This window comes from Steroidobacter denitrificans, assembly GCF_001579945.1.
GTDB classification, from domain to species: Bacteria; Pseudomonadota; Gammaproteobacteria; order Steroidobacterales; family Steroidobacteraceae; genus Steroidobacter; species Steroidobacter denitrificans.
Window position 1 is genome coordinate 313,948 of record NZ_CP011971.1, and the last position, 19,957, is coordinate 333,904.

The following is a 19,957-nucleotide window of genomic DNA, read 5'->3' on the forward strand; positions in this document are numbered from 1 at the left end:
GAGCCAGATGAATCGGCCGTTGTCGATGGGAGCGTGGCGATGTGCGGTAATTCTTCAGTGTCCGCTAGACTCAATCTGAATATCGACAGCGAGTTCGTCGCCGCATGAACGCGCTCGATGAGCTGCTTGCCAAGCAACGGCTGGCGGAGCTGGTCGCTGCCTATAGCCGTGCGGCGGATCGTGCCGACGAGCGGTTGCTGGCGTCATTGTTTCATGCCGATGCAGTGTGCGACTCCGGCGTCATTCGCGCCGAGGGCAAGGAGTTCGCGCGCCGCTTCGTAGCCTGGACTCGGGAGTATGCCGCCGCGCTTTCTCATTGCGCGTGCAGTTCATGGTTCGCCGTCGATGGAGATCATGCGACTGGCGAGACCTATGTGCTGGCGATGTGCCGTCTCCACGGGCATCACGGCGGCGGGCAGTCGTTGGTGGCCGGGCGTTATCTAGATCGTTTCGAGCGGCGCGCCGGCGAGTGGAAATTCAGCTCACGACGTTTCGTGGTTGATTGTGAACAGCCGCCGGGTGCGAACGCAGCCGAGGCAATGCGGCCTGAAGAAGCAACCCGGCCGCTGCGCGGCAGCTTCAAGCCCACAGATCCGGTTTGATGTCCCTGATCGGTGCTTCTGATTGATGCCTCGAGGGTGCGTGTTCGTCACCGCGCGCCGATGCACGACTGAACAACACTTGCCGACGAGTAGTCATCGGTATCTTGGAACATAAACTTCCGTGCCGGCGGTTCGATACCTCGATTCGTCGGATTTCGGAAAACCGAATATCCAGTTCATCACGGTACGAAGGTGCAGCACGAAGCTGCGTCGATACTCACAGCCTGTGGGTATATCCATATAAGGAAGGGATTTTTTACGGCTGTTTCATTACGCCGGTGATTTGCGTACCCTTGTGCCGTTAAAGCAAACCACTCCCAGGAGGGCACCATGGATTTTTCGACGTGGTATACATCCTTCAGTGAGTCGGTAGGTGGTTATCTGCCCGGAATTCTGGGTGCTTTGGCTATCCTGCTGGTTGGCTGGATCGTGGCATTGATCGGCCGCGCACTGGCGCGCAAGGCGCTGGGTGCGCTGCATCTGAATCAAAAGTTAGCGGCACAGGTGCAGGCAAAGTTCGATCTAGAGCGCACTATTGCCTCCATCGTCTTCTGGATCATTTTCCTGTTTGCACTGATCGGGATGTTCAATGTGCTGCGCATCGACAGTGTATCGGGCCCGTTGTCCGCGCTGGCGGCATCGGTAATGTTGTATCTGCCGCGCGTGTTGCTGGCGGCGGCGCTGATCCTGGTGGCATGGCTGCTGGCGACGATCGTGCGCACGATCGTTGACAAGGCTCTTGCCGCCACACATCTGGACGACAGTCTGTCAAAGGCTGCGGGAGTGAAGCCCATTGCCGAATCAGCGGGTCAGGTCGTGTACTGGCTGGTGATCCTGCTGTTTCTGCCGGCCATCGTCGGGGCGTTGCAGATCGAAGGTTTGATGGTGCCGCTCATGGAAATGAGCCGGAAGCTGCTGTCGGCCTTGCCGGACATCATCGCGGCACTGGCGATCGGCGGTATAGGCTGGCTGATCGCCAGCGTGTTGCGTGGTTTGGTCACCAGCCTGCTGGCTACCTCGGGCGTCGATCGCTTCGGTGATTCACGTGAGGGTGTACGCGGCGTACAGATATCGCAGCTGGGCGGTACGCTGGTCTTCATCCTGGTGATCGTACCGGCGTTGATCGCGGCGCTGGATGCGTTGAAGATCGAGGTCATCTCCGATCCGGCACGCGATATGCTGCGCATGTTCATGACGGCCATTCCCAACATTCTGGCCGCCGCTGCCATCCTGGCCATCGCCTGGTTCATCGGCCGCTTCGTTTCCGGACTGGTGTCGCGGCTGCTGCTCAACCTAGGCTTCGACCGCCTGCCGGAGCGCCTGGGCTTGCCGCAAGCCTTCCCGGCAGCCGGAGAGGCGGCATCGAATGCCGCACAGGCGGAGGGCAGCGCACCCGATGCCTGCGGCACGCCTTCCGCGCTGGCGGGCAGCATCGCGTTCTTTTTTGTGATGCTGTTCGCGACGGTCGAGGCTGCGCATCGGCTCGGATTCACTGGGGTGCGGGATCTGCTGGAGACTTTCATCGGATTTGGTGCCGACATCCTGGTCGGCCTGGTGATTCTTGCCATTGGACAATGGCTCGCGAGTCTGGCCGCGACCGCAATCAGGCGGACGGGACGCAGCTACAGCGAGCTGATGTCCACCATTGCGCGCGTCGCAATCCTGGGGTTGGTCATCGCCATGGGCCTGCGTGCAATGGGTATTGCCGACCAGATCGTCAATCTGGCTTTCGGCCTGGTATTGGGCGCCGTCGCCGTAGCCTTCGCGATCGCCTTCGGGGTCGGCGGGCGGGAGTCCGCAGGCCGTCTCGCCCGGCATTGGGTCGATCGGTATCTGGAGCAGCGCGACAGTCCCGACAGGAAATGAAGCCGGCGATGCAGCCAAGGCGTTGCCCCGCCACGGACGGGGAACGGCAAAAACAGTAGCCGCACCGAAGGTCGATGGGGATCGAATAAGGCTCCCTCGTTCCAGGAGGGAGCCGGCCCCAGCTTCGAACATGCACTTCCGGATCGGATTTGGTGCTGACATCCTGACCGGTCTGCCGATATTGGGCGCCATCGCTATTGCCTTTGCGATCGCCTTACGCAGACAGCGCTGCGTAATTCTGCCGAGTGCGACTTGCAGCGCAGTTCCCCCTCTGGATTTTACATAGCCTAGGCATATCTCTAAGCTCCTGGGGTGCCGTCGTTCCCGGTTTCATTGCATCCTTCGACCCAAGTTCCATGCCGATGACTTGCCGCAACGCTACTTCCAACCGGATGTTCAGCCGACTACTGGTGCTGCTTGGAACCGCTGTGGCACTGCTACCCATTGCCGTGGATGCCAAGGATGCTGACGACGCGGCGGCTGCCAAGACCAGCAAGCATTTCGTGCGTCCGGTAGAGCTGGAGCCGGATATAGCATTCTGGCGGCGCATCTATACTGAAGTGACGACCCAGGGCGGCCTGATCCATGATCCCGACAATCTGGCTGTCGTCTATTCGGTCATGAAGTTTCCCTTGGATCTGGCGCCGAGGCAGCGCTCGAAGCAGATCGAGGAGGAGAAAAAAAAATATACCCGCATCCTGGAGCGCCTGGCGGCAGGGGTCGATGATCTGACTACGGAAGAACGGCGCGTCCAAGCGCTGTGGCCGAAAGACACGCGCCGGGCACGCTATGCCCGTGCGGCCGCGGCAGTGCGCTTCCAGCTGGGTCAGGCCGATCGATTCCGGGAAGGCCTGGTGCGTTCAGGCGCCTGGCATGATCATATCGCTGCAACATTCGAGCGCATGGGATTGCCGCGCGAACTGGCGGCGCTGCCCCATGTGGAATCGTCCTTCAATCCCTATGCTTATTCAAAGGTCGGCGCGGCGGGCATGTGGCAGTTCATGCCCGGTACCGGCAAGCGTTTCCTGCGTATCGATGCGGCGATCGACGAGCGTCTCGACCCTTACCGTTCCACCGAGGCGGCAGCTAAGTTCCTGGAGCAGAACTATCTCATCCTGGGCAGCTGGCCGCTGGCGCTGACCGCCTACAATCATGGTCCCGGCGGCATGCGCCGCGCCAAGGAACAGCTCGGTACCAGCGACATCACGACGATCGTGCGCAGGTACAACAGCCGCAGCTTCGGCTTCGCGTCGCGCAATTTCTATGTCGCGTTCCTGGCGGCATTGGAAATCGACGCCGATCCGGAGCGTTTCCTGGGTAGTGTCCGTCGCAATTCGCCGGACAACAGCAAGGTCGTGACGATGCCGCATTACGTGCCGGCTAGCCAGCTGTTGCTGGTGTTGAAGCTGGAGCGCGAGGAGTTGCAGCTTCTGAACCCATCGTTGCTGCCGTCCGTCTGGAACGGCGCGCGACACGTGCCGCGCGGCTACGAATTGCGCGTGCCGGCAAGACTGGATCTCGCTGCCATGCTGGAACGCATCTCGCAAGGGCCGCACTTCGACGCGCAGGTCGTGGATACCACGCATCGGGTGCGCAGCGGCGAGACGCTGTCCGCCATCGCTTCACGTCATCGTGTGAGCATGGCGCAACTCGCCAGCCTGAACAATTTGCGCAGTCCCTATCCCATACGGGTTGGGCAGGTGCTGACCTTGCCGGATCGTGCGGGCGCAGCCGCTGCCGTATCGGTTGCAGCCCGCCCGGCGCCGAAGCAGGCACCGATAGAATCTGTCGCGGCGGTTTTGCCGCCGCTGGCGCAGGTGCCGGCGGAGTCTGTTGCTGCAGTCTTGCCGGCGCAGGGTTCATCGGATGTCGGCGAGGCGGCCGAACCGGAGTCGGAGTTCGAGGCCGAAGCGATCGGCCCGGCCCTGGTGCCCGGTACCCAGGCGGCGGCGTCTGCGGATCCAAGCGATTACAGTGTGCATTCCGATCGCAGGATCCTGGTGCAGGCGGCGGAAACACTGGGCCACTACGCCGACTGGCTGGAGGTGCGCGCCGGCGAGTTGCGCAAGCTCAATCGCATGTCCGCGGCGGCACCTGTCATCGTCGGGCATAAACTCAAGCTCGATTTTTCACGAGTTTCACCGGAGCGCTTCGAAGCCAGGCGCGTGGAGCATCACCGCCAGTTGCAGGAGGTGTTTTTCACGAAATACCGCATCAAGGACACGGTGGCCCACACGATCAAACCTGGCGAATCGGTCTGGATACTGGCGCAGCAACGTTACGGCATCCCGATCTGGCTGCTGCGGCAATACAATCCTGATCTGGAACTGGGTTCGATTCGACCGGGCACGCGCTTGATCATCCCGGTGTTGGAGCCGGCGGGAACCCCGCAAGCAATCGTGGAAACCTCCATGGCCTCACATGCCTCATGATGTCGTTCCTTCCCCATTCAACCTTGCCGATTCGACGATCCCTTGCATGTCTGCGATCGATGACGCTGATCATGGCGTCGTTGATCTTGCCGATCATGAGCCTGGGGGGGTGCTCGACCGCGCGCGGCTACGAGGGTGGACAGCGCGCGGCCGGTGAAGTTGCCCGTATCAGCGGCGATTTTCGCGTGACGGCCGGAGCACCGCTGAGCGTCATCCTGCGGCAGGTGGATGAGCAGGTACTGAGCGTAGGCGAGCGCAGCGTGGATGTGTTGCCGGGCGAGCACCGGCTGCTGGTCGACTGCCGGATCGCCGAAACCGGCAGCGTTTCACGCCACGCGCTTGACGTGACCGTCCTCCCGGGCCGGCGTTACAAGTTGCGTGCGGAACTGGCCCCCGGTCTGCGTGAATGTACCGCGGTGATCTTGGCCCCAGTGCACTGATCTCATCCGGTAACTGATCGTATAATCCCATGGTGTTCGATGCTTCATCCACGATCCAGCTCATGATTCCGAGCGCCATGCCCTATCGTCCGTGTTCCTCGTTCGGATCCAGGCTCCGGCGGTCTTGCGCCAAGGCGGGCCGGATTACCGCGGCGGCCTCTCGTCCAGGAAATGCCCTGGCATGGAGCGTGATGGCGGTGCTGGGGCTGTTCTCCGGCCTTGACGCCGGTGCCCAGGCACTGCAGGCAGACGCCTCTTCGATGAATGCCGTGGCCGATATCAGGAGCGGTTTCTCAGACAGTCCGGCCATGGCGGCGTTGTCGATTCCAGCTTCGTCCTCGGCATGGAATTCGTCTGCGGCATCCAGGCCCGCTTCCATCGGCACGGACTCCGGCTTAGGCCCCGGGGCACTTGCCGACGCGGAGGCTGCCCTGCCGCAGGCCGATCGGGTATTGGTGGACAAGGCTGATCGGAGACTGTATTTGCTGCGTAAAGGCGATGTGTTGCGCGCCTACAAGGTTTCTTTGGGATTGCGGCCGGAAGGCCACAAGCAGTTCGAGGGGGACTTTCGCACACCGGAGGGGGTGTATCGCTTGACCCGCCGCAATCCGAACAGCGAATATTTTCTGTCGATCCAGGTCGACTATCCGAATGCGCAGGATCAAGCTCGCGCTCGACGCCGGGGATTGAGTCCCGGCGGAGCGATCATGATCCACGGTGAACCGAATGCGCCACGCAAGCCGCGGGACTATTACGCCAATGTCGATTGGACGGAAGGTTGCATTGCCGTGTCCAATTCCGACATGGTCGAAATCTGGTTGATGACGCCGCCTGATACGCCGATCGAGATCCGGCCCTGAACAACATGGCGTATCGTTCGATGACGATTGCTGCAACGACTGCAGTCGGCGTGCGAGTTTCACGAAAACAATGAGTGCAAATCATGGGTTCGGCCCGATGAGTTTCATACCGTGAGTTCGACTGGCCACGACCGGCGTCAATCGGGATCGGTAACCCAGATCGACTCCGAGGAGGAGTTGGTGGATGCGCGCATCGCCCCGCTGGGCAGCCTGGAGAATCTATCGCAGCGCGAAGTCGAACAGATCCTGAACGCGGGGCGCGGTGATGTCTATGCGCTGTTCCGCCGCTGCGCACTGGCCGTGTTGTCCTCCGGGCTCGAAACCGACGATATACGCGATATCTTCGAGCGTTACAGGGATTTTGATATCCGGTTGGGGCGGCAGGCCTGGGGTGTGAAGTTGGAACTGAAGAACGCACCCGCCAATGCCTTCGTCGATGGGCAGATGATCCGCGGCATCACCGAGCATCTGTTCGCGGTGCTGCGCGATATCGTCTATATCCATGATGCCATCCTGGGCACACAGCGTTTCGACCTGGAGGACTCCTACAGCATCACGAATGCCGTCTACCACATCCTGCGCAACGCGCGCATCCTCGACTACAAGGGCCGGCCGAATCTGGTTGTATGCTGGGGCGGACATTCGATCACTGCCGTGGAGTATGACTACACCAAACGCGTCGGCTATGAACTGGGGCTGCGGGCGTTGAACATCTGCACCGGCTGCGGGCCGGGTGCCATGAAGGGACCCATGAAGGGGGCCACGATCGGACATTCCAAGCAGCGAATCCGCGATGGGCGTTATATCGGTATGACCGAGCCCGGGATCATTGCCGCCGAGCCGCCGAATCCGATCGTGAATCAGCTGGTGATCATGCCTGATATCGAAAAGCGCCTGGAAGCGTTCGTGCGCTGCGCGCATGCCATCGTTGTATTTCCCGGTGGAGCCGGGACGGCGGAGGAGATCCTGTATCTGCTGGGCATCCTGCTGGCCCCTGAGAATGCGGACTTGCCCTTGCCGGTTGTTTTCACCGGTCCTCCCTCGGCCGCCGAGTATTTTGGCCACATCGACCGGTTCATCGGTGCGACGCTCGGATCCGCCGCACAACGGCGTTATAAGCTTATCATCGGCGATCCTGCTCAAGTTGCGCGCGAGATAGCGCACGGCGTGGACGCTGTGCGGGAATTCCGGCGTGCTCGCAGCGATGCCTGGAATTATAACTGGCTGCTGAAGATCCCGCTGGCGTTCCAGCAGCCTTTCGAGCCCACCCATGAGGCGATGGCGACGCTGGAATTACACCGCGGCTTGCCGGCGCACATCATGGCCGCAAATCTGCGCAGGGCTTTCTCAGGCATCGTGACGGGTAACGTCAAGGAGCAGGGTATTCGGTCGATCGATACGTTCGGGCCATATGTTTTGCGAGGCGACAAGAAGATCATGGGCTTGCTGGATGAACTGCTGGCGGCATTCGCTGCGCAGCGTCGTATGAAGCTTGCCGGAGAGTATCGGCCCTGCTACCGGCTGGTCGCATGAATACGATGGTCATTGTCTATCGTTTCACTTTGCCGGATTCGCGCGAGCGAGTATTCGAGCTGGAAATGGATCGCGACACTGCGCTACTGGCACCGATAGCGGCTCCCGAGCCGCCGGCGTGGACCGAGCTTGCGTTCAACCAGTGCCAAGGCTGTCCGTTGCAGGTCGCAGAGCATTCGCATTGTCCGGCGGCCCTGCATCTGTCCGGCGTCATCGACGGTTTCACGGATCTCGTGTCCTACGACAAGGTACGTGTCACCGTGGAAAGCGAAGAGCGTTCGGTCGTTGCGACCTTGTCTGCGCAGCAGGCACTGGCGTCGCTGATGGGGCTTATCATGGCTTCCAGCGGTTGCCCGCGGACTGCTGTTTTTCGTCCCATGGCGCGCTTTCATTTGCCGTTTTCCAGCGAGTCCGAAACCGCCTATCGCGTGGCCTCGATGTATCTGGTGGCGCAGCATTTCATTGCCCGTAGCGGCGGTCCGGCGGATTTTGCGCTGGATGACCTGGAAGGTGTCTATCGCGGCGTGCATGCTGTCAATCGGGGCATGGCACAGCGCCTGCGTGCGGCGAGCCGGCAGGATGCAATCGTGAATGCCGTGGTGCTGCTGGATGTCTACAGCAGCCTTGTTCCCGCGGCGATCCACGATCTCCTGGATGAAATCAAGCCGGCATTCGCGGCACTGCTGCTGCCGGATTCCTCGACAGTGGCTTAGTGCCTACAGTGGCTTAGTGCTTGTAGCCGGCACTCGCAAGGCGGAAAGTCCTGCGCGCGTGCTTTCAATAATCGATAACGGATCTGTCAAATCGGCGTGCGATGCAGGCCGATATGTGACGTAACTCAATCGCAACCACGCCGTTCATTGCGATACCTGTCGCAATACGACGACGGCGTCGAGCGGCTGTGATGCAGTTCCTCTCCTGTCGTGAGGGCGTGTCGATACCGTGCCTATCATAGGAGAGCACACCATGACCGAACCCAAGATCGATGAACTGAGCTCGACCGGCAGGCATCGTGCCTGGACCCGGGAATCGTTCGGGTCAATCGTGCGCGCCGGCGCACCCAGGGAGGCTCAGCGCAGCTGGATCGATCGCAAGCAGACGGTCAATTCGCGTCACGCCGCCATTACACGTTCCTTGAGCAGCTGGTCGAGTTACAAGAGCTGGACCGACAAGGTTCGCCACAGCTGGGACAAGGACAAGGATAAGGATAAGAAGGGCGGATAGCAGCCAGAGTCATCATGCGACTGGCTCGGTGCAGTGTCGGAGCAACTGCGTGGCACTCATCATGTTTCAGTGGCGTTTCAGCAGCCGGTGCAGGAAGGTGCGGGCAGGAGGAGGCGCTTCCGCCGCTGGGGTAGACGATGCTTCGTCCGTCGAGTCGTTTACCGATGCGAGTGGGAGGGTGATTGGAAACTGTGTCGCCGGGAGCGGCGTATCGACTCGGGAAGTGACTGCCGGCGTGCCCGCCTCGATAGGCAACGCGGTACGCCGCGACAGCCAGCCCAGCAGCGGCAGCCATTGATCCAGGTCTTCGCGAACGGTGTAAGGCTTCATTTCGAAAAGACCTGCGCCCGATTCCGCGGTACGGATATAGTTCTGCGAATCACGCAGGGTGGCAACGACCGGAATGCGCAAGGTCTCCAGAAATTGCAGTAGTGACGCATAGACCAGGGTATTCTTCTTGACCCGGTTGGCGATGATTGCGATGCGATGTTCATTACGGCGAATCTTGGCGGTCAGCAACAGATCGGAAATGCACTTCGTCGCCGCATGGATATCGATGTGGGAGGGCAGCACCGGCACCAGTACAGCCGTGGCGTTGTGCGTGATTTCCGGCAGCCGCTGGGGTTCCAGCGCCGCGGGCGTATCGATGACCAGGCGCTGCGTCTCGGGCGGTATGCGTGTAGCAAAGCTGCGTGTCACACGTGTATTACGCTCGAAACCGGCGATACCATGGATGATGGGCTGCTCCATGGTGCGTTTCTTGAGCCAGTGCATGCTGGAGCCTTGTGTATCCAGGTCCATCAGCGTCGGATTGAGGCCCTGAACCGCAAAATAGCTGGCCAGATTGGTGGCAATGGTGGATTTACCGGAACCACCCTTGGGATTCAGGATGACGATTTTTTGCATACGAGGCCCGCGAGGTCGTCGACAATCAGCCTACGCATCTCCCGCCTGACGTACAAGCCAGCAGCCCCCGGTGTACAAGCCGGCAGTCATAGAGGCCGGGAGTGCCGGCGGAAGAACCCCAATGTACGACGGCACAAGGATCGGAAGCGTGATCGTCTTCACCACCGAGGCGTCTCCCGGAGCCGGGCGACCTGGCCGGATCAGCCTGCCTGTGAGCCGGCTCACGGCGCGTCGGCCGGGACGCGAATAGATTCTTGAACATGGAAATCCTGCTACTTTGGGCAGACAACCTCGATGATGCCATCGGCGCCCTGCGCCACTATGGGCCGCGCATCATGGAGCTGCTAGTCGCGCTCGTGCTGTTCGTGGCCACCGGTATCGGCCTGTTACTGGCGCCGTCGCCGGTTCTGGCGGTGGTGGGATGCGCCGTCGTGACCGAAGTCGTTCGCCGCCGTCGCCTGCGGGCATGGGCGGCGCATAGGCCGATCAGCCCGTACGAGGACGGCTGCCGCTGAGGCGAAGCGCCTTCGTGGGTATTGCGGAGGGGCTCCTCGCTCCGCCGGTGTACCAGTCTTCGTTCCTCGGGGGGGCTTCGCCCGAGTTCCGGCCCATGCTCGCCGTTACAGGCGTCCAGACCTTGAAACACGGCGCAAGAACCCCATACGCCCTTGCGCCGCCCGATATCACCGGCAATCAATCCGGCAGGCGGTGGCCCTTCGGCCTTGAGTTCTATCCAGCCCTTGAACCGGGTCGTTGTGATCGGCAGGGCATGTTATTTCGACGGAGCATGAGCGATGAGTGACGCTAGCGCAGCGCAGGCCCAAGCACAAACCCAAGCACAAACGATGGGATTCCAGACGGAGGTCAAGCAGCTGCTCAAGCTGATGATCCATTCGTTATACAGTCATAAGGAAATTTTCCTGCGCGAGTTGATTTCGAACGCTTCCGATGCCTGCGACAAGCTGCGTTTCGAGGCGTTGGCAAAACCTGAGCTACTGGAAGGCGATGCCGAATTCGCGATCACCATCGATACGGATGATAAGGCGCATACCATCTCCATCAGCGATAACGGCATCGGGCTGACGCGTGAGGAGGCGATCGAGCATCTGGGGACGATCGCGAAGTCCGGCACGGCGGAGTTCCTGTCGCGCTTGACGGGCGACCAAAAGAAGGATTCGCAGTTGATCGGCCAGTTCGGCGTGGGTTTCTATTCGTCATTCATCGTGGCCGATCGGGTCGAGGTGTTTTCACGGCGGGCCGGTCAGCCGCCCCAGGCCGGCGTGCATTGGGAATCCCGCGGCGACGGCGAGTTCACGATATCCAACGTGGAATTGCCCGATCACGGCACGAAGATCGTGTTGCATCTGAAGGAGGGTGAACATGAGTTCGCCGATGGGTATCGGATCCGGGCACTGATACGCAAGTATTCCGACCACATTGCGTTCGCGGTACGCATGCGCAAGGAGGCAGCGGCGGTCGAGGATCAGGCGAAAGATGCCGAAGCGACGAGCGAGGCCACTTCTGCCGCTGAGACACAGTATGAAACGATCAATCATGCCCAGGCCCTGTGGACGCGGCCACGTACCGAAGTAAAGGACGAGGAATACGCGGAGTTCTATCGTCATGTCACTCATGATTTCACGGATCCGCTGGCCTGGTCCCATGGCAAGGTGGAAGGCAAGAAAGAGTACACCAGCCTGCTCTATATCCCGGCACGCGCGCCGTTCGACCTGTGGCATCGCGAAGCGGCCCGCGGCCTGAAGCTTTACGTGCGGCGCGTATTCATCATGGACGATGCCGAGCAGTTCTTGCCGTTGTACCTGCGCTTCGTGAAAGGCGTGGTGGACTGCGCCGATCTGCCTTTGAATATTTCCCGCGAAATGCTGCAGCAGGACCCGGCTATCGACACGATACGTACCGGCCTGACACGCCGCGTCCTGGACTTGCTGGCGAAGCTTGCCAAAGATGAGCCGCAGAAATACGCAACATTCTGGAAGGAATTCGGCAGTGTGCTGAAGGAAGGTCCGGCAGAGGATCACGCGAACCGTGAACGTGTCGCCAAGCTGTTGCGTTTTTCCAGCACGTTGGCGGACAGGGAGGAACAGGACGTATCGCTGGAGGACTATGTCGGGCGCATGAAGTCGGACCAGAAAGAGATTTACTACGTGACCGCCGAAACGTTCGGTGCGGCCCGATCCAGTCCCCATCTTGAGGTGTTGCGCAAGAAAGGTATCGAAGTTCTGCTGCTGTCGGACCGGGTCGATGAATGGCTGACCGATCATTTGCGCGAATTCGACGGCAAGAGTCTACGCAATGTGGCACGTGGTGAGCTGGACTTGGCGGCGGTCCAGTCCGATGAGGAAAAACAGACGCGCGAGTCGCTCTCCAAGGAGCATGCCGCACTGGTGGAACGGGTAAAAAAGGCGTTGGAGACACAGGTCGATGATGTCCGCGTGACCGCCAGGCTCGCGGATTCACCCGCCTGCCTGGTGTTGGGGGAGCATGATCTGGGTGCACAAATGCGACGCATCCTGGAAGCCGCCGGTCAGAAGGCGCCGGCAGCGAAGCCGACGCTGGAGATCAATCCCGCTCATCCTCTCTTGCAGCGTATGGAAGCAACGGCAGATGAAACCACGTTCAACGATCTGTCACTGCTGCTGTTCGAGCAGTCGACCCTGGCCGAAGGCGGCCAATTGGCGGAGCCCGCCGCCTTTGTGCAGCGCTTGAACCGGTTGCTGCTCTCCCAGGGTTGATTTACCCCGGGCTGATTTACCCCGGGTAGATTTACCCGGGGTTGATTTGCCGAGACGGTCATGCCGCCGCGCTGCCGGCCGGATCGTTATCCCACCTCCGGATTGATGGCGTAGGTGCCGGTGATGCGGGCTTCGGCGAGCACGAAGGGGCGAATCGCCTCCAGGGTCTGCGGACCGGTGAAATCACCCTCGACTGGCGCCCGTTCGCAGCTCAGGGCGTACAGGGTGAAGTGGTAGCGATGTCGGCGCATGTCGTTCCAGGGTGGACAGGGTCCATCATAGCCGCGATAGGTGCCGGCCATGTCGGGATCGTTCGCGAACCAGCTGGTGTAGTCGTTCACGCCCTGGCGTGAACCTTGGGGGCCGTGCAACCGCTTCTTGCCGCCCGCGACGATGCCGTCCGAGCATTCGCCCGCGGCGATTTCCGACGTGGCGGGTGGAATATCGACCATGATCCAGTGATAGAAATCCGCCCGCGGCAGATTGGACGGCACAACCCGTCCCTCCTGGTTGACATCGTCCGGCCGGGTCGGGGCGTCTACGTCGACGCAGATGAGCGCGAAGGACCGGGTCGGTGCCGGGGCGCCGGTCCACGCCAGTTGCGGATTATGATTCGCGGCGAGACGTACATGCAGATGGCGATCCGGCGCACCGAAGGCAAATTGCTCCGGGATAGGCTGATCGTGCTGAAAACTGCTGGAGGTGAGCTTCATGGTTTGTGCTCTTGTGAGTTAAGGACAAATTTTCATAATGATCCTGGCAGTGCCGGGAAGTTTCTTTAACGGTGCCACATTCGCTACTCTGCCGCCATGGCTATCGTCCGCACACATCCTCTTGTCGAGACTTTGAACATTCCCGGTCCCGCCGGCGTGCTGGAATCGATCATTGATCTACCCGTCGATTCCTCAGCATCATCTGTACCGACTGGACCGCGAGCCGCGATTCTTTGCCACCCGCATCCCTTACACGGCGGAATGATGACCAACAAGGTGGTTCACATATTGGCGAAGGCCTTCAACGATTTTGGCATCACGGCAGTGCGTTTCAACTATCGCGGCGTAGGGGGAAGTGCCGGTCGGTATGATGAGGGCGCCGGAGAAACCGACGACGCGCTGGCGGTCATGGACTGGGCTGTACGGCGCTGGCCGGGTGTACGGCTGTGGCTCGGCGGCTTCTCTTTTGGCGGCGGAGTGGCGATCCGGGCGGCGAGCGCCCGGAGGATCGAGGGCTTGGTCACTGTCGCACCGGCGATTCGTGAGGCCGGCGTACCAGCCGGCGATGCGCTGCGCATGCCCTGGCTCTTGATCCAGGGCGATCAGGACGAACTGGTGGATGCGAGGGATGTTCAGGAGTGGGCTGCGGGGCTGCCCTTTCCGCCGCAAATCGCACTGCTGCCCGGTGTCGGTCATTTCTTTCATGGACGGCTGGCTGAGCTACGATCCGTGGTACTGGATTGGCTGAAGGCAGGGCTGGATTCATCGCCTCCCGAGGCAGCCGGCTAAGACATGATCGCGCAACTTAGAAGAATTCTTGGCGGCGAGCCCGCGGTGGAGCGTGTACTGGAAGGCCGCGAGCCGCCGGAGTTGACGATCGCGGCGTTACTGGTGGAATTGACACGTTCTGATTTTACAACTTCACAGGTGGAGTTGGATGAAGTCAGGCGGTTGTTGATGGAGCGCTTCGGTCTTGAGGAAACCGCAGTACAGGCGCTGGTCGCGGACGCCTCGGCGCGCGCGGATCGTGCTGTTTCACTGCATGAGTTCACTCATCGACTGAACCGCGAACTTGCCGATTCCGACAAGCTGGAGATGATCGAGATGCTCTGGCGGGTCAGTCTGGCCGATGGACATCTCGACAAGCATGAGGAACAGCTCATCAAGCGGATCGCCGGGCTGTTGCATGTGTCGGATCGCGACCGCGTCCGGTTGAAGTTGAAGGTTCTGGAGGGGCAGGCGTAGCGCCTGACCGGAATAGGGCGGTGCCGGGATGGGACGGGGAGACTACGCTGCGGCGAGGTGAAAGACCCCCGGAGCGATGCGCCCCGGAGGCGAATACCGAAGAGCGGCTTAGTTCACCATTTCCTTCAGATTCTTCAGGGCGGCAATGCGGACTTTCTTGCTGGCGGGTTTTGCCTTGAAGACCATTTTTTCGCCGGTGAAGGGGTTCAATCCTTCGCGTGCCTTGGTCGCGGGCTTCTTGACGACTTTCATTTTCAGCAGACCTGGCAGGGTGAACAGACCGGCACTTTTCAGACTGCGCTTGACGACCACATTGAGTGAATCGAACACCTCGGCAATTTGTTTTTTGGCCAGTCCGGTGTCCTTGGAAATGTGGGCGAGGATCTCCGACTTCGTCGGTGCCGCATTCTTTTTTGCCATTCTAGTAAATCTCCTGTAACGAGTGACGAGACGCGCCGGCTGCCGTCTGTACCAAGAGGGCGCAGTCGCGGAGAAGCTGGACGCGCGGGAAAATAGCACAAGATTTGCCGCGGAATAAGCAGCCCACTGACTTTTTACCGCTTTTTTACTGCTTTTTTGTCTCTCGATGTGCGGGCGGCAAGCGGTGTCACCCGCAAGCCCCGCCGTCGCTGAACTACGCCCCGGGACACCGGATGATTTCTGTCGCCGCCGCACGGCCAGATCTCAGGTAAGCGCGATATTCAGTGCCTGAAGGCCGATGATCACGAACAAGGCCGATAGATCGATACCGCCGAGGGGAGGGAGTACTCTGCGCACGGGACGCAGCAAGGGTTCGCACAGGCTGGACAACAATGCCGCCGCCGGACTGTAGGTGCTCGGTGCGACCCAGCTGAGCAGCACATGCAGCAGCAGTGCGAACGTATAGAATTGCAGCACCGTGGTGATCAGGCTCAGGGCCACGACATATACGAATTGCGATGACGCCCTGATCCAGGGGTAGGCTCCCAGCAGCCACAAGATGGCCGTCGCGGCGACTTGCACGATGATCAAGGCCAGGATCGAAGCGGTATCGATCTTGCCGATCGGCGGCAGCAGGCGGCGCAGCGGCAGGACCAGGGGATTGGTCAAGCGGATGACGGCTTGCGAGAGCTGATTGCGTGCGTCGGCGCGTACCAGAGGCAGCAACACCCGCAGCAGGAACACGGTGACGAGCAACACCTGCAAGAGCGTACGGACGATGAATATGATGGCTTCCATGGCGGGATGTCGGACTGCAGTACGCTGAATAGAATAATCGATGGTCGTTACGAATGGGTGCGTCGCAAAGGATGCGCCCATACCGGTCGACCCATACTTGGTCGAATGGCCGCGCACTTCATCCAATACCGTGATCCGGTGTCGGAGTCCAGTGCCGATACGATGCCTACCCGGCAAGCTCCTCGGCGAGCTGTGCCGAACGGCGGGCCGCCGCGGCCACGGCTGTTGCCATGATGCCGCGGAAATCACTCGCTTCCAGATGTTTGAGCGCCGCCTCCGTCGTGCCGCCCTTGGAGGTCACCTGCTCGCGCAGCGTGGCTGCGGATTCACGCGCGACACGCGCCATCATGCTGGCTCCGTAAGCGGTCTCGATGGCGAGCTTGCGGCTGATTTCCTCCGGCAGGCCGAGCGACTGCCCCGCCTGTTGCAGGCTTTCGATCAAGAGAAAAAAATATGCCGGTCCGCTGCCTGATATCGCCGTGACTGCGTCGAGGTCTTCCTCGCGTTCCAGCCACAGCACCGTGCCGACGGCGCCCAGTACCTGTTCCGCCAACTCGCGCTGCGTTGCGGCGACCTCATGTGTCGCATACATGCCGGTGACGCCGCAGCCCTGCATGGCGGGACGGTTGGGCATGCAGCGCACCACCGGCAGGCCGCCGACCCAGCGTTGCAGATCGCGCGAGTGCACGCCGGCGGCGATCGAGATCAGCAGGGGCCGCCGCCGTGCCAGCACATCGCGCAGTTCGGCGCTTACCGAGGCGAGATCCTGCGGCTTGACGGCGAACAGGACCGTGTCCGCTTCTGCGGCGGCGGCTGGATTGGACGACGTGGTGCGAATGCCAAAACGAGTCCGCAGGGCTTGCAATTGTTCGGGCACGCGATCCGCCACAATGATCCGTCCGGCCGGCATACCGCGAGCGATCAGGCCGCCGATCAGGCTGGCCGCCATATTGCCGCCACCGATGAACGCCAGTATGCCGGGCGCGATCGCCGGGATCTGCGGCTGCGCGGGCGCGGGGGGATTCGGTGCTTGCCGGGTTACCGGTTGGCCGGAAGGAGTATGGTTCATCGCCGTTTCCGCTTGCCGAATAATGCACTGCCGATTCTCACCCACGTCGCACCGGCGGCGACTGCCGCTTCGAGATCCGCCGACATGCCCATCGACAAGGTATCGAGTTCGAAGCCTTGCTGGATCAGCCGCCGGCGATGCTCCGCCAGGATCGTAAACATCGCCTGCTGCGCCTCGAATGTTTCGTGCGGCGGAGGAATGCACATCAGCCCCCGCAATCTCAGCCTGGGCAGTTCACCGATACTGTGCGCCAGCGGGGCCAGCGCCTCGGGTGTCACTCCCCCCTTGCCCGATTCGTCGCCGAGCCGCACCTGAATGCAGACTTGGAGCGGTGGCGCCCATGGCGGCCGCTGCTCATTGAGCCGGCGGGCGATTCGCTCGCGGTCCAGTGTATGTACCCACTGGAACCACTGGGCTACTTCCCGGGTCTTGTTCGACTGCAATCGTCCGATGTAGTGCCAGGTGAGTGGCAGATCCTGCAAGGCCGCCAGCTTGGGCAGCGCTTCCTGCAGGTAATTTTCGCCGAAATCGCGCTGACCGTGCTCTGCCAGCGCTCGTATGGTCTGAGCCGGCTGCGTCTTGCTGACCGCGATCAGGCCAATACCGGCCGGATCCCGGCCGGAGCGCAGCGCCGCGGCCTCGATGCGCCGGCGGATGTCCTCCAGGCGGCGACCAAGTTCGCATTGCAAGCTGGCCGCCGGTAGATCAGCCGATTTCTGCGGACCAGTTAACATATTGAGCCCGACACTGCTCCGCTATACTGGCGCAGCCCTCTTCCGCAGGAAGATTTCATGTCCGTCGACATCGCGCAACTGCTGACATTCGCAGTCAAGAACAACGCATCTGATCTGCATTTGTCCGCAGGTGTACCGCCCATGATACGTGTGGACGGCGACATGAAGCGGATCAATATGCCCGCGTTGACGCACAAGGAAGTGCACAGCATGGTGTACGACATCATGAATGACAAGCAAAGGAAGGCCTACGAGGAATTCTACGAAACCGATTTCTCATTCGAAATCCCCAAGCTGGCCCGTTTTCGCGTCAATGCGTTCAATCAGAGTCGTGGCGCCGCGGCCGTGTTCCGGACGATCCCGTCGCTGATCATGTCGCTGGATGACTTGAATGCTCCGAAGATATTCAAGGACCTGTCGATGCAGCCTCGCGGACTGGTGCTGGTGACCGGTCCGACCGGCTCCGGCAAGTCGACGACCCTGGCTGCGATGGTCAACTATGTCAATGAAAACAAGCCCGACCATATCATCACGATCGAGGATCCGATCGAGTTTGTGCATGAGTGTAAGCGTTCACTGGTGAACCAGCGCGAGGTGCATCGCGACACGCTTGGCTTCAGCGAAGCGCTGCGTTCGGCCCTGCGCGAAGATCCCGACGTGGTGCTGGTGGGCGAAATGCGTGATCTGGAGACCATCCGCCTGGCGCTTACTGCGGCGGAAACCGGGCATCTGGTGTTCGGTACGCTGCATACGAGTTCGGCCGCCAAGACGATCGACCGTATCGTCGATGTCTTCCCTGCGGCAGAGAAGGAGATGGTACGAACGATGCTGTCGGAATCGCTGCGGGCAGCGATTTCGCAGACGTTGCTCAAGCGCATCGGCGGCGGGCGTGTCGCAGCGCACGAAATCATGATCGGTACGCCTGCCATTCGCAATCTGATCCGTGAAGGCAAGATTGCACAGATGTATTCGGCGATTCAGACGGGCCAGAAGGACGGCATGCAGACGCTGGACCAGTGTCTGACGGAATTATTACAGAAGGGTATCGTTACGAAAGAGGAGGCGCGCTTCCGCGCCCAGAACAAGGATGCATTCTAGAAAGCGGCGCCGTTCATGAGCGCTGGGCGCTCCGGCACGGCGCCGGAGCGCAAGATATCGAATCGAGTAGCAGGGGGGCGAAGCGGAGACGACCATGGAACGCGATCAAGCCATTAAGCTGATGCAGGACCTGCTGCGGCGTCTCGTGGAGCGCAAGGGTTCCGATCTGTTCGTGACGGCGGGATTTCCGCCGGCGATCAAGGTGGACGGTGAAATTCGTCCCCAGTCTGAGCGGGTGTTGACGCCCGAGCAGGCGGCGGTGCTGGTGCGTTCGATCATGAACGATAAACAGACCCTGGAATTCGATGCGACCAAGGAGTGCAATTTCGCGATTGCCCCCGTGGGCATCGGCCGCTTTCGTGTCAGCGCCTTCGTACAGCAGAGCCTGCTCGGCTGCGTGGTGCGTACGATCAACGCGAAAATTCCGACGCTCGAGGAAATGCAGCTGCCGCCGATTCTGAAGGACATCGTCATGACCAAACGCGGCCTGGTCATCGTGGTCGGCGGCACCGGTTCCGGCAAATCCACGTCGCTGGCGGCGATGCTCAACTATCGCAACGAAAAAAGCCGCGGCCACATCATCACGATCGAGGATCCGGTCGAGTACGTCCATAATCACAAGGGCTGTGTCGTCACGCATCGCGAGGTAGGCGTGGACACCGAGAACTGGCATACGGCACTCAAGAATACGCTGCGCCAGGCGCCCGATGTGATCCTGATCGGCGAAATCCGGGATCGGGAGACCATGGAATACGGTATCCAGTTCGCCGAGACCGGCCACCTGGTACTGGCGACCCTGCATGCGAACAGCGCCAACCAGGCGCTGGACCGCATCATCAATTTTTTCCCGGAGGAGCGCCGCGAGCAACTGCTCATGGATCTGTCGCTCAATACGCGCGCCCTGATTTCCCAGCGTCTGATACCGCGCGACTCGGGTACGGGCCGTATCGCGGCCATGGAGATCATGTTGAACTCGCCCTTGATCACCGATCTGATCTTCAAGGGCGAAGTCGCCGCAATCAAGGAAGTCATGGCAAGGTCCAACCGATTGGGCATGCAGACCTTCGACCAGGCGTTGTTCGAGTTATACGAAGCCGGTCTCATTTCCTATGAGGATGCCCTGCGCAATGCGGATTCCAAGAACGAGGTGCGGCTGCGCATCAAGCTGGAAAGCAAGCGCGAGATGAAAATTGCCGATGAGGCGAGCAATTCTCTGCGTATCATGGAGGAAGAGACCGAAGGCGTGCTTGGGCGTTGAGTGGAG

At 60.8% G+C, this 19,957-nt stretch carries 20 protein-coding genes; 14 read left to right on the plus strand and 6 right to left on the minus strand.

The features are described 5' to 3' along the window. Nucleotides 1-104 precede the first annotated feature (104 nt). The 8 genes from ACG33_RS01325 (at nt 105) to ACG33_RS01360 (ending at nt 8,957) form a co-directional block, all read left to right on the plus strand. Nucleotides 105-602, plus strand: coding sequence for a nuclear transport factor 2 family protein (locus tag ACG33_RS01325; RefSeq protein ID WP_066918039.1), 498 nt, complete (start codon nt 105-107; stop codon nt 600-602). 330 nt (nt 603-932) lie between these two features. Continuing rightward, entirely contained in the window at nt 933-2,468 is a 1,536-nt protein-coding gene (locus tag ACG33_RS01330; RefSeq protein WP_066918041.1) for a mechanosensitive ion channel, read from the plus strand. Between the two features lie 428 nt (nt 2,469-2,896). After that, nucleotides 2,897-4,900: a LysM peptidoglycan-binding domain-containing protein gene (locus ACG33_RS01335; protein ID WP_168159987.1), complete on the plus strand. Its 2,004-nt coding sequence runs from the start codon at nt 2,897-2,899 to the stop codon at nt 4,898-4,900. A 59-nt stretch (nt 4,901-4,959) separates the two neighbouring features. Further along, on the plus strand, nt 4,960-5,340 hold the full coding sequence (locus ACG33_RS01340) for a hypothetical protein (RefSeq protein ID WP_066918046.1): 381 nt from the start codon (nt 4,960-4,962) through the stop codon (nt 5,338-5,340). Nucleotides 5,341-5,369: 29 nt separating this feature from the next. Then, nucleotides 5,370-6,200: a L,D-transpeptidase family protein gene (locus ACG33_RS01345; protein ID WP_066918048.1), complete on the plus strand. Its 831-nt coding sequence runs from the start codon at nt 5,370-5,372 to the stop codon at nt 6,198-6,200. Nucleotides 6,201-6,359: 159 nt separating this feature from the next. After that, a complete protein-coding gene (ppnN, locus tag ACG33_RS01350) occupies nt 6,360-7,733 on the plus strand; it encodes a nucleotide 5'-monophosphate nucleosidase PpnN (RefSeq protein ID WP_066922648.1) in 1,374 nt (457 codons plus the stop codon). Next, nucleotides 7,730-8,446 (plus strand): DUF6901 family protein, encoded by a 717-nt coding sequence (locus ACG33_RS01355; RefSeq protein WP_066918050.1) that lies wholly within the window; start codon nt 7,730-7,732, stop codon nt 8,444-8,446. The genes ppnN and ACG33_RS01355 overlap by 4 nt, the downstream gene beginning before the upstream one ends. A 253-nt stretch (nt 8,447-8,699) precedes the next feature. Continuing rightward, complete coding sequence (locus ACG33_RS01360) at nt 8,700-8,957, plus strand: hypothetical protein (protein ID WP_066918051.1); 258 nt, start codon at nt 8,700-8,702, stop codon at nt 8,955-8,957. Nucleotides 8,958-9,023: 66 nt separating this feature from the next. Here the strand turns inward: ACG33_RS01360 and ACG33_RS01365 are convergent, their stop codons facing one another. Further along, entirely contained in the window at nt 9,024-9,863 is an 840-nt protein-coding gene (locus ACG33_RS01365) for a nucleotide-binding protein (protein WP_083536332.1), read from the minus strand. A gap of 260 nt (nt 9,864-10,123) precedes the next feature. On the opposite strand from ACG33_RS01365, the gene ACG33_RS01370 reads away from it, so the two are divergent. Both ACG33_RS01370 and htpG read left to right on the plus strand, forming a co-directional pair. Continuing rightward, entirely contained in the window at nt 10,124-10,378 is a 255-nt protein-coding gene (locus tag ACG33_RS01370) for a hypothetical protein (protein ID WP_066918053.1), read from the plus strand. A 279-nt stretch (nt 10,379-10,657) separates the two neighbouring features. Then, nucleotides 10,658-12,616 carry a molecular chaperone HtpG gene (htpG, locus tag ACG33_RS01375; RefSeq protein ID WP_066918055.1) on the plus strand — a complete coding sequence of 653 codons (1,959 nt, stop codon included), beginning with the start codon at nt 10,658-10,660 and terminating at the stop codon, nt 12,614-12,616. Nucleotides 12,617-12,702: 86 nt separating this feature from the next. Here the strand turns inward: htpG and ACG33_RS01380 are convergent, their stop codons facing one another. Next, complete coding sequence (locus ACG33_RS01380) at nt 12,703-13,329, minus strand: YbhB/YbcL family Raf kinase inhibitor-like protein (protein ID WP_066918057.1); 627 nt, start codon at nt 13,327-13,329, stop codon at nt 12,703-12,705. Nucleotides 13,330-13,590: 261 nt separating this feature from the next. Here ACG33_RS01380 and ACG33_RS01385 point away from each other — a divergent pair, with 261 nt between their 5' ends. Together ACG33_RS01385 and ACG33_RS01390 are read left to right on the plus strand one after the other, a co-directional pair. Then, the gene (locus ACG33_RS01385; RefSeq protein WP_066918059.1) at nt 13,591-14,118 is read left to right on the plus strand and encodes an alpha/beta hydrolase; all 528 of its coding nucleotides are present in this window, start codon (nt 13,591-13,593) and stop codon (nt 14,116-14,118) included. 3 nt (nt 14,119-14,121) lie between these two features. Further along, the gene (locus ACG33_RS01390; RefSeq protein ID WP_083536334.1) at nt 14,122-14,574 is read left to right on the plus strand and encodes a tellurite resistance TerB family protein; all 453 of its coding nucleotides are present in this window, start codon (nt 14,122-14,124) and stop codon (nt 14,572-14,574) included. A 108-nt stretch (nt 14,575-14,682) separates the two neighbouring features. Here the strand turns inward: ACG33_RS01390 and ACG33_RS01395 are convergent, their stop codons facing one another. The 4 genes from ACG33_RS01395 to ACG33_RS01410 all read right to left on the minus strand — a co-directional run bounded on the left by ACG33_RS01395 (nt 14,683) and on the right by ACG33_RS01410 (nt 17,595). Next, nucleotides 14,683-14,994: an HU family DNA-binding protein gene (locus tag ACG33_RS01395; protein ID WP_066918063.1), complete on the minus strand. Its 312-nt coding sequence runs from the start codon at nt 14,992-14,994 to the stop codon at nt 14,683-14,685. 264 nt (nt 14,995-15,258) lie between these two features. Continuing rightward, nucleotides 15,259-15,792, minus strand: a complete 534-nt coding sequence (locus ACG33_RS01400) for a YggT family protein (protein WP_066922650.1) — start codon at nt 15,790-15,792, stop codon at nt 15,259-15,261. A 166-nt stretch (nt 15,793-15,958) separates the two neighbouring features. Further along, a complete protein-coding gene (gene proC, locus ACG33_RS01405) occupies nt 15,959-16,741 on the minus strand; it encodes a pyrroline-5-carboxylate reductase (protein WP_407696489.1) in 783 nt (260 codons plus the stop codon). A 116-nt stretch (nt 16,742-16,857) separates the two neighbouring features. Beyond that, entirely contained in the window at nt 16,858-17,595 is a 738-nt protein-coding gene (locus tag ACG33_RS01410; RefSeq protein WP_066918065.1) for a YggS family pyridoxal phosphate-dependent enzyme, read from the minus strand. A 57-nt stretch (nt 17,596-17,652) separates the two neighbouring features. Here ACG33_RS01410 and ACG33_RS01415 point away from each other — a divergent pair, with 57 nt between their 5' ends. Beyond that, on the plus strand, nt 17,653-18,693 hold the full coding sequence (locus tag ACG33_RS01415) for a type IV pilus twitching motility protein PilT (RefSeq protein WP_066918066.1): 1,041 nt from the start codon (nt 17,653-17,655) through the stop codon (nt 18,691-18,693). A 94-nt stretch (nt 18,694-18,787) separates the two neighbouring features. Next, nucleotides 18,788-19,951, plus strand: a complete 1,164-nt coding sequence (locus ACG33_RS01420; protein WP_066918067.1) for a PilT/PilU family type 4a pilus ATPase — start codon at nt 18,788-18,790, stop codon at nt 19,949-19,951. The last annotated feature ends 6 nt before the right edge of the window (nt 19,952-19,957 follow it).

Excerpts from the sequence above, each read along its gene's own strand:
- ACG33_RS01325 (WP_066918039.1), top strand. The coding sequence starts at position 105 with ATGAACGCGCTCGATGAGCTGCTTGCCAAGCAACGGCTGGCGGAGCTG.
- ACG33_RS01330 (WP_066918041.1), top strand. The coding sequence starts at position 933 with ATGGATTTTTCGACGTGGTATACATCCTTCAGTGAGTCGGTAGGTGGT.
- ACG33_RS01340 (WP_066918046.1), top strand. The coding sequence starts at position 4,960 with ATGACGCTGATCATGGCGTCGTTGATCTTGCCGATCATGAGCCTGGGG.
- ACG33_RS01345 (WP_066918048.1), top strand. The coding sequence starts at position 5,370 with ATGGTGTTCGATGCTTCATCCACGATCCAGCTCATGATTCCGAGCGCC.
- ACG33_RS01355 (WP_066918050.1), top strand. The coding sequence starts at position 7,730 with ATGAATACGATGGTCATTGTCTATCGTTTCACTTTGCCGGATTCGCGC.
- ACG33_RS01360 (WP_066918051.1), top strand. The coding sequence starts at position 8,700 with ATGACCGAACCCAAGATCGATGAACTGAGCTCGACCGGCAGGCATCGT.
- ACG33_RS01365 (WP_083536332.1), bottom strand. The coding sequence starts at position 9,863 with ATGCAAAAAATCGTCATCCTGAATCCCAAGGGTGGTTCCGGTAAATCC.
- ACG33_RS01370 (WP_066918053.1), top strand. The coding sequence starts at position 10,124 with ATGGAAATCCTGCTACTTTGGGCAGACAACCTCGATGATGCCATCGGC.
- htpG (WP_066918055.1), top strand. The coding sequence starts at position 10,658 with ATGAGTGACGCTAGCGCAGCGCAGGCCCAAGCACAAACCCAAGCACAA.
- ACG33_RS01380 (WP_066918057.1), bottom strand. The coding sequence starts at position 13,329 with ATGAAGCTCACCTCCAGCAGTTTTCAGCACGATCAGCCTATCCCGGAG.
- ACG33_RS01385 (WP_066918059.1), top strand. The coding sequence starts at position 13,591 with ATGATGACCAACAAGGTGGTTCACATATTGGCGAAGGCCTTCAACGAT.
- ACG33_RS01390 (WP_083536334.1), top strand. The coding sequence starts at position 14,122 with ATGATCGCGCAACTTAGAAGAATTCTTGGCGGCGAGCCCGCGGTGGAG.
- ACG33_RS01395 (WP_066918063.1), bottom strand. The coding sequence starts at position 14,994 with ATGGCAAAAAAGAATGCGGCACCGACGAAGTCGGAGATCCTCGCCCAC.
- ACG33_RS01400 (WP_066922650.1), bottom strand. The coding sequence starts at position 15,792 with ATGGAAGCCATCATATTCATCGTCCGTACGCTCTTGCAGGTGTTGCTC.
- proC (WP_407696489.1), bottom strand. The coding sequence starts at position 16,741 with ATGGCGGCCAGCCTGATCGGCGGCCTGATCGCTCGCGGTATGCCGGCC.
- ACG33_RS01410 (WP_066918065.1), bottom strand. The coding sequence starts at position 17,595 with ATGTTAACTGGTCCGCAGAAATCGGCTGATCTACCGGCGGCCAGCTTG.
- ACG33_RS01415 (WP_066918066.1), top strand. The coding sequence starts at position 17,653 with ATGTCCGTCGACATCGCGCAACTGCTGACATTCGCAGTCAAGAACAAC.
- ACG33_RS01420 (WP_066918067.1), top strand. The coding sequence starts at position 18,788 with ATGGAACGCGATCAAGCCATTAAGCTGATGCAGGACCTGCTGCGGCGT.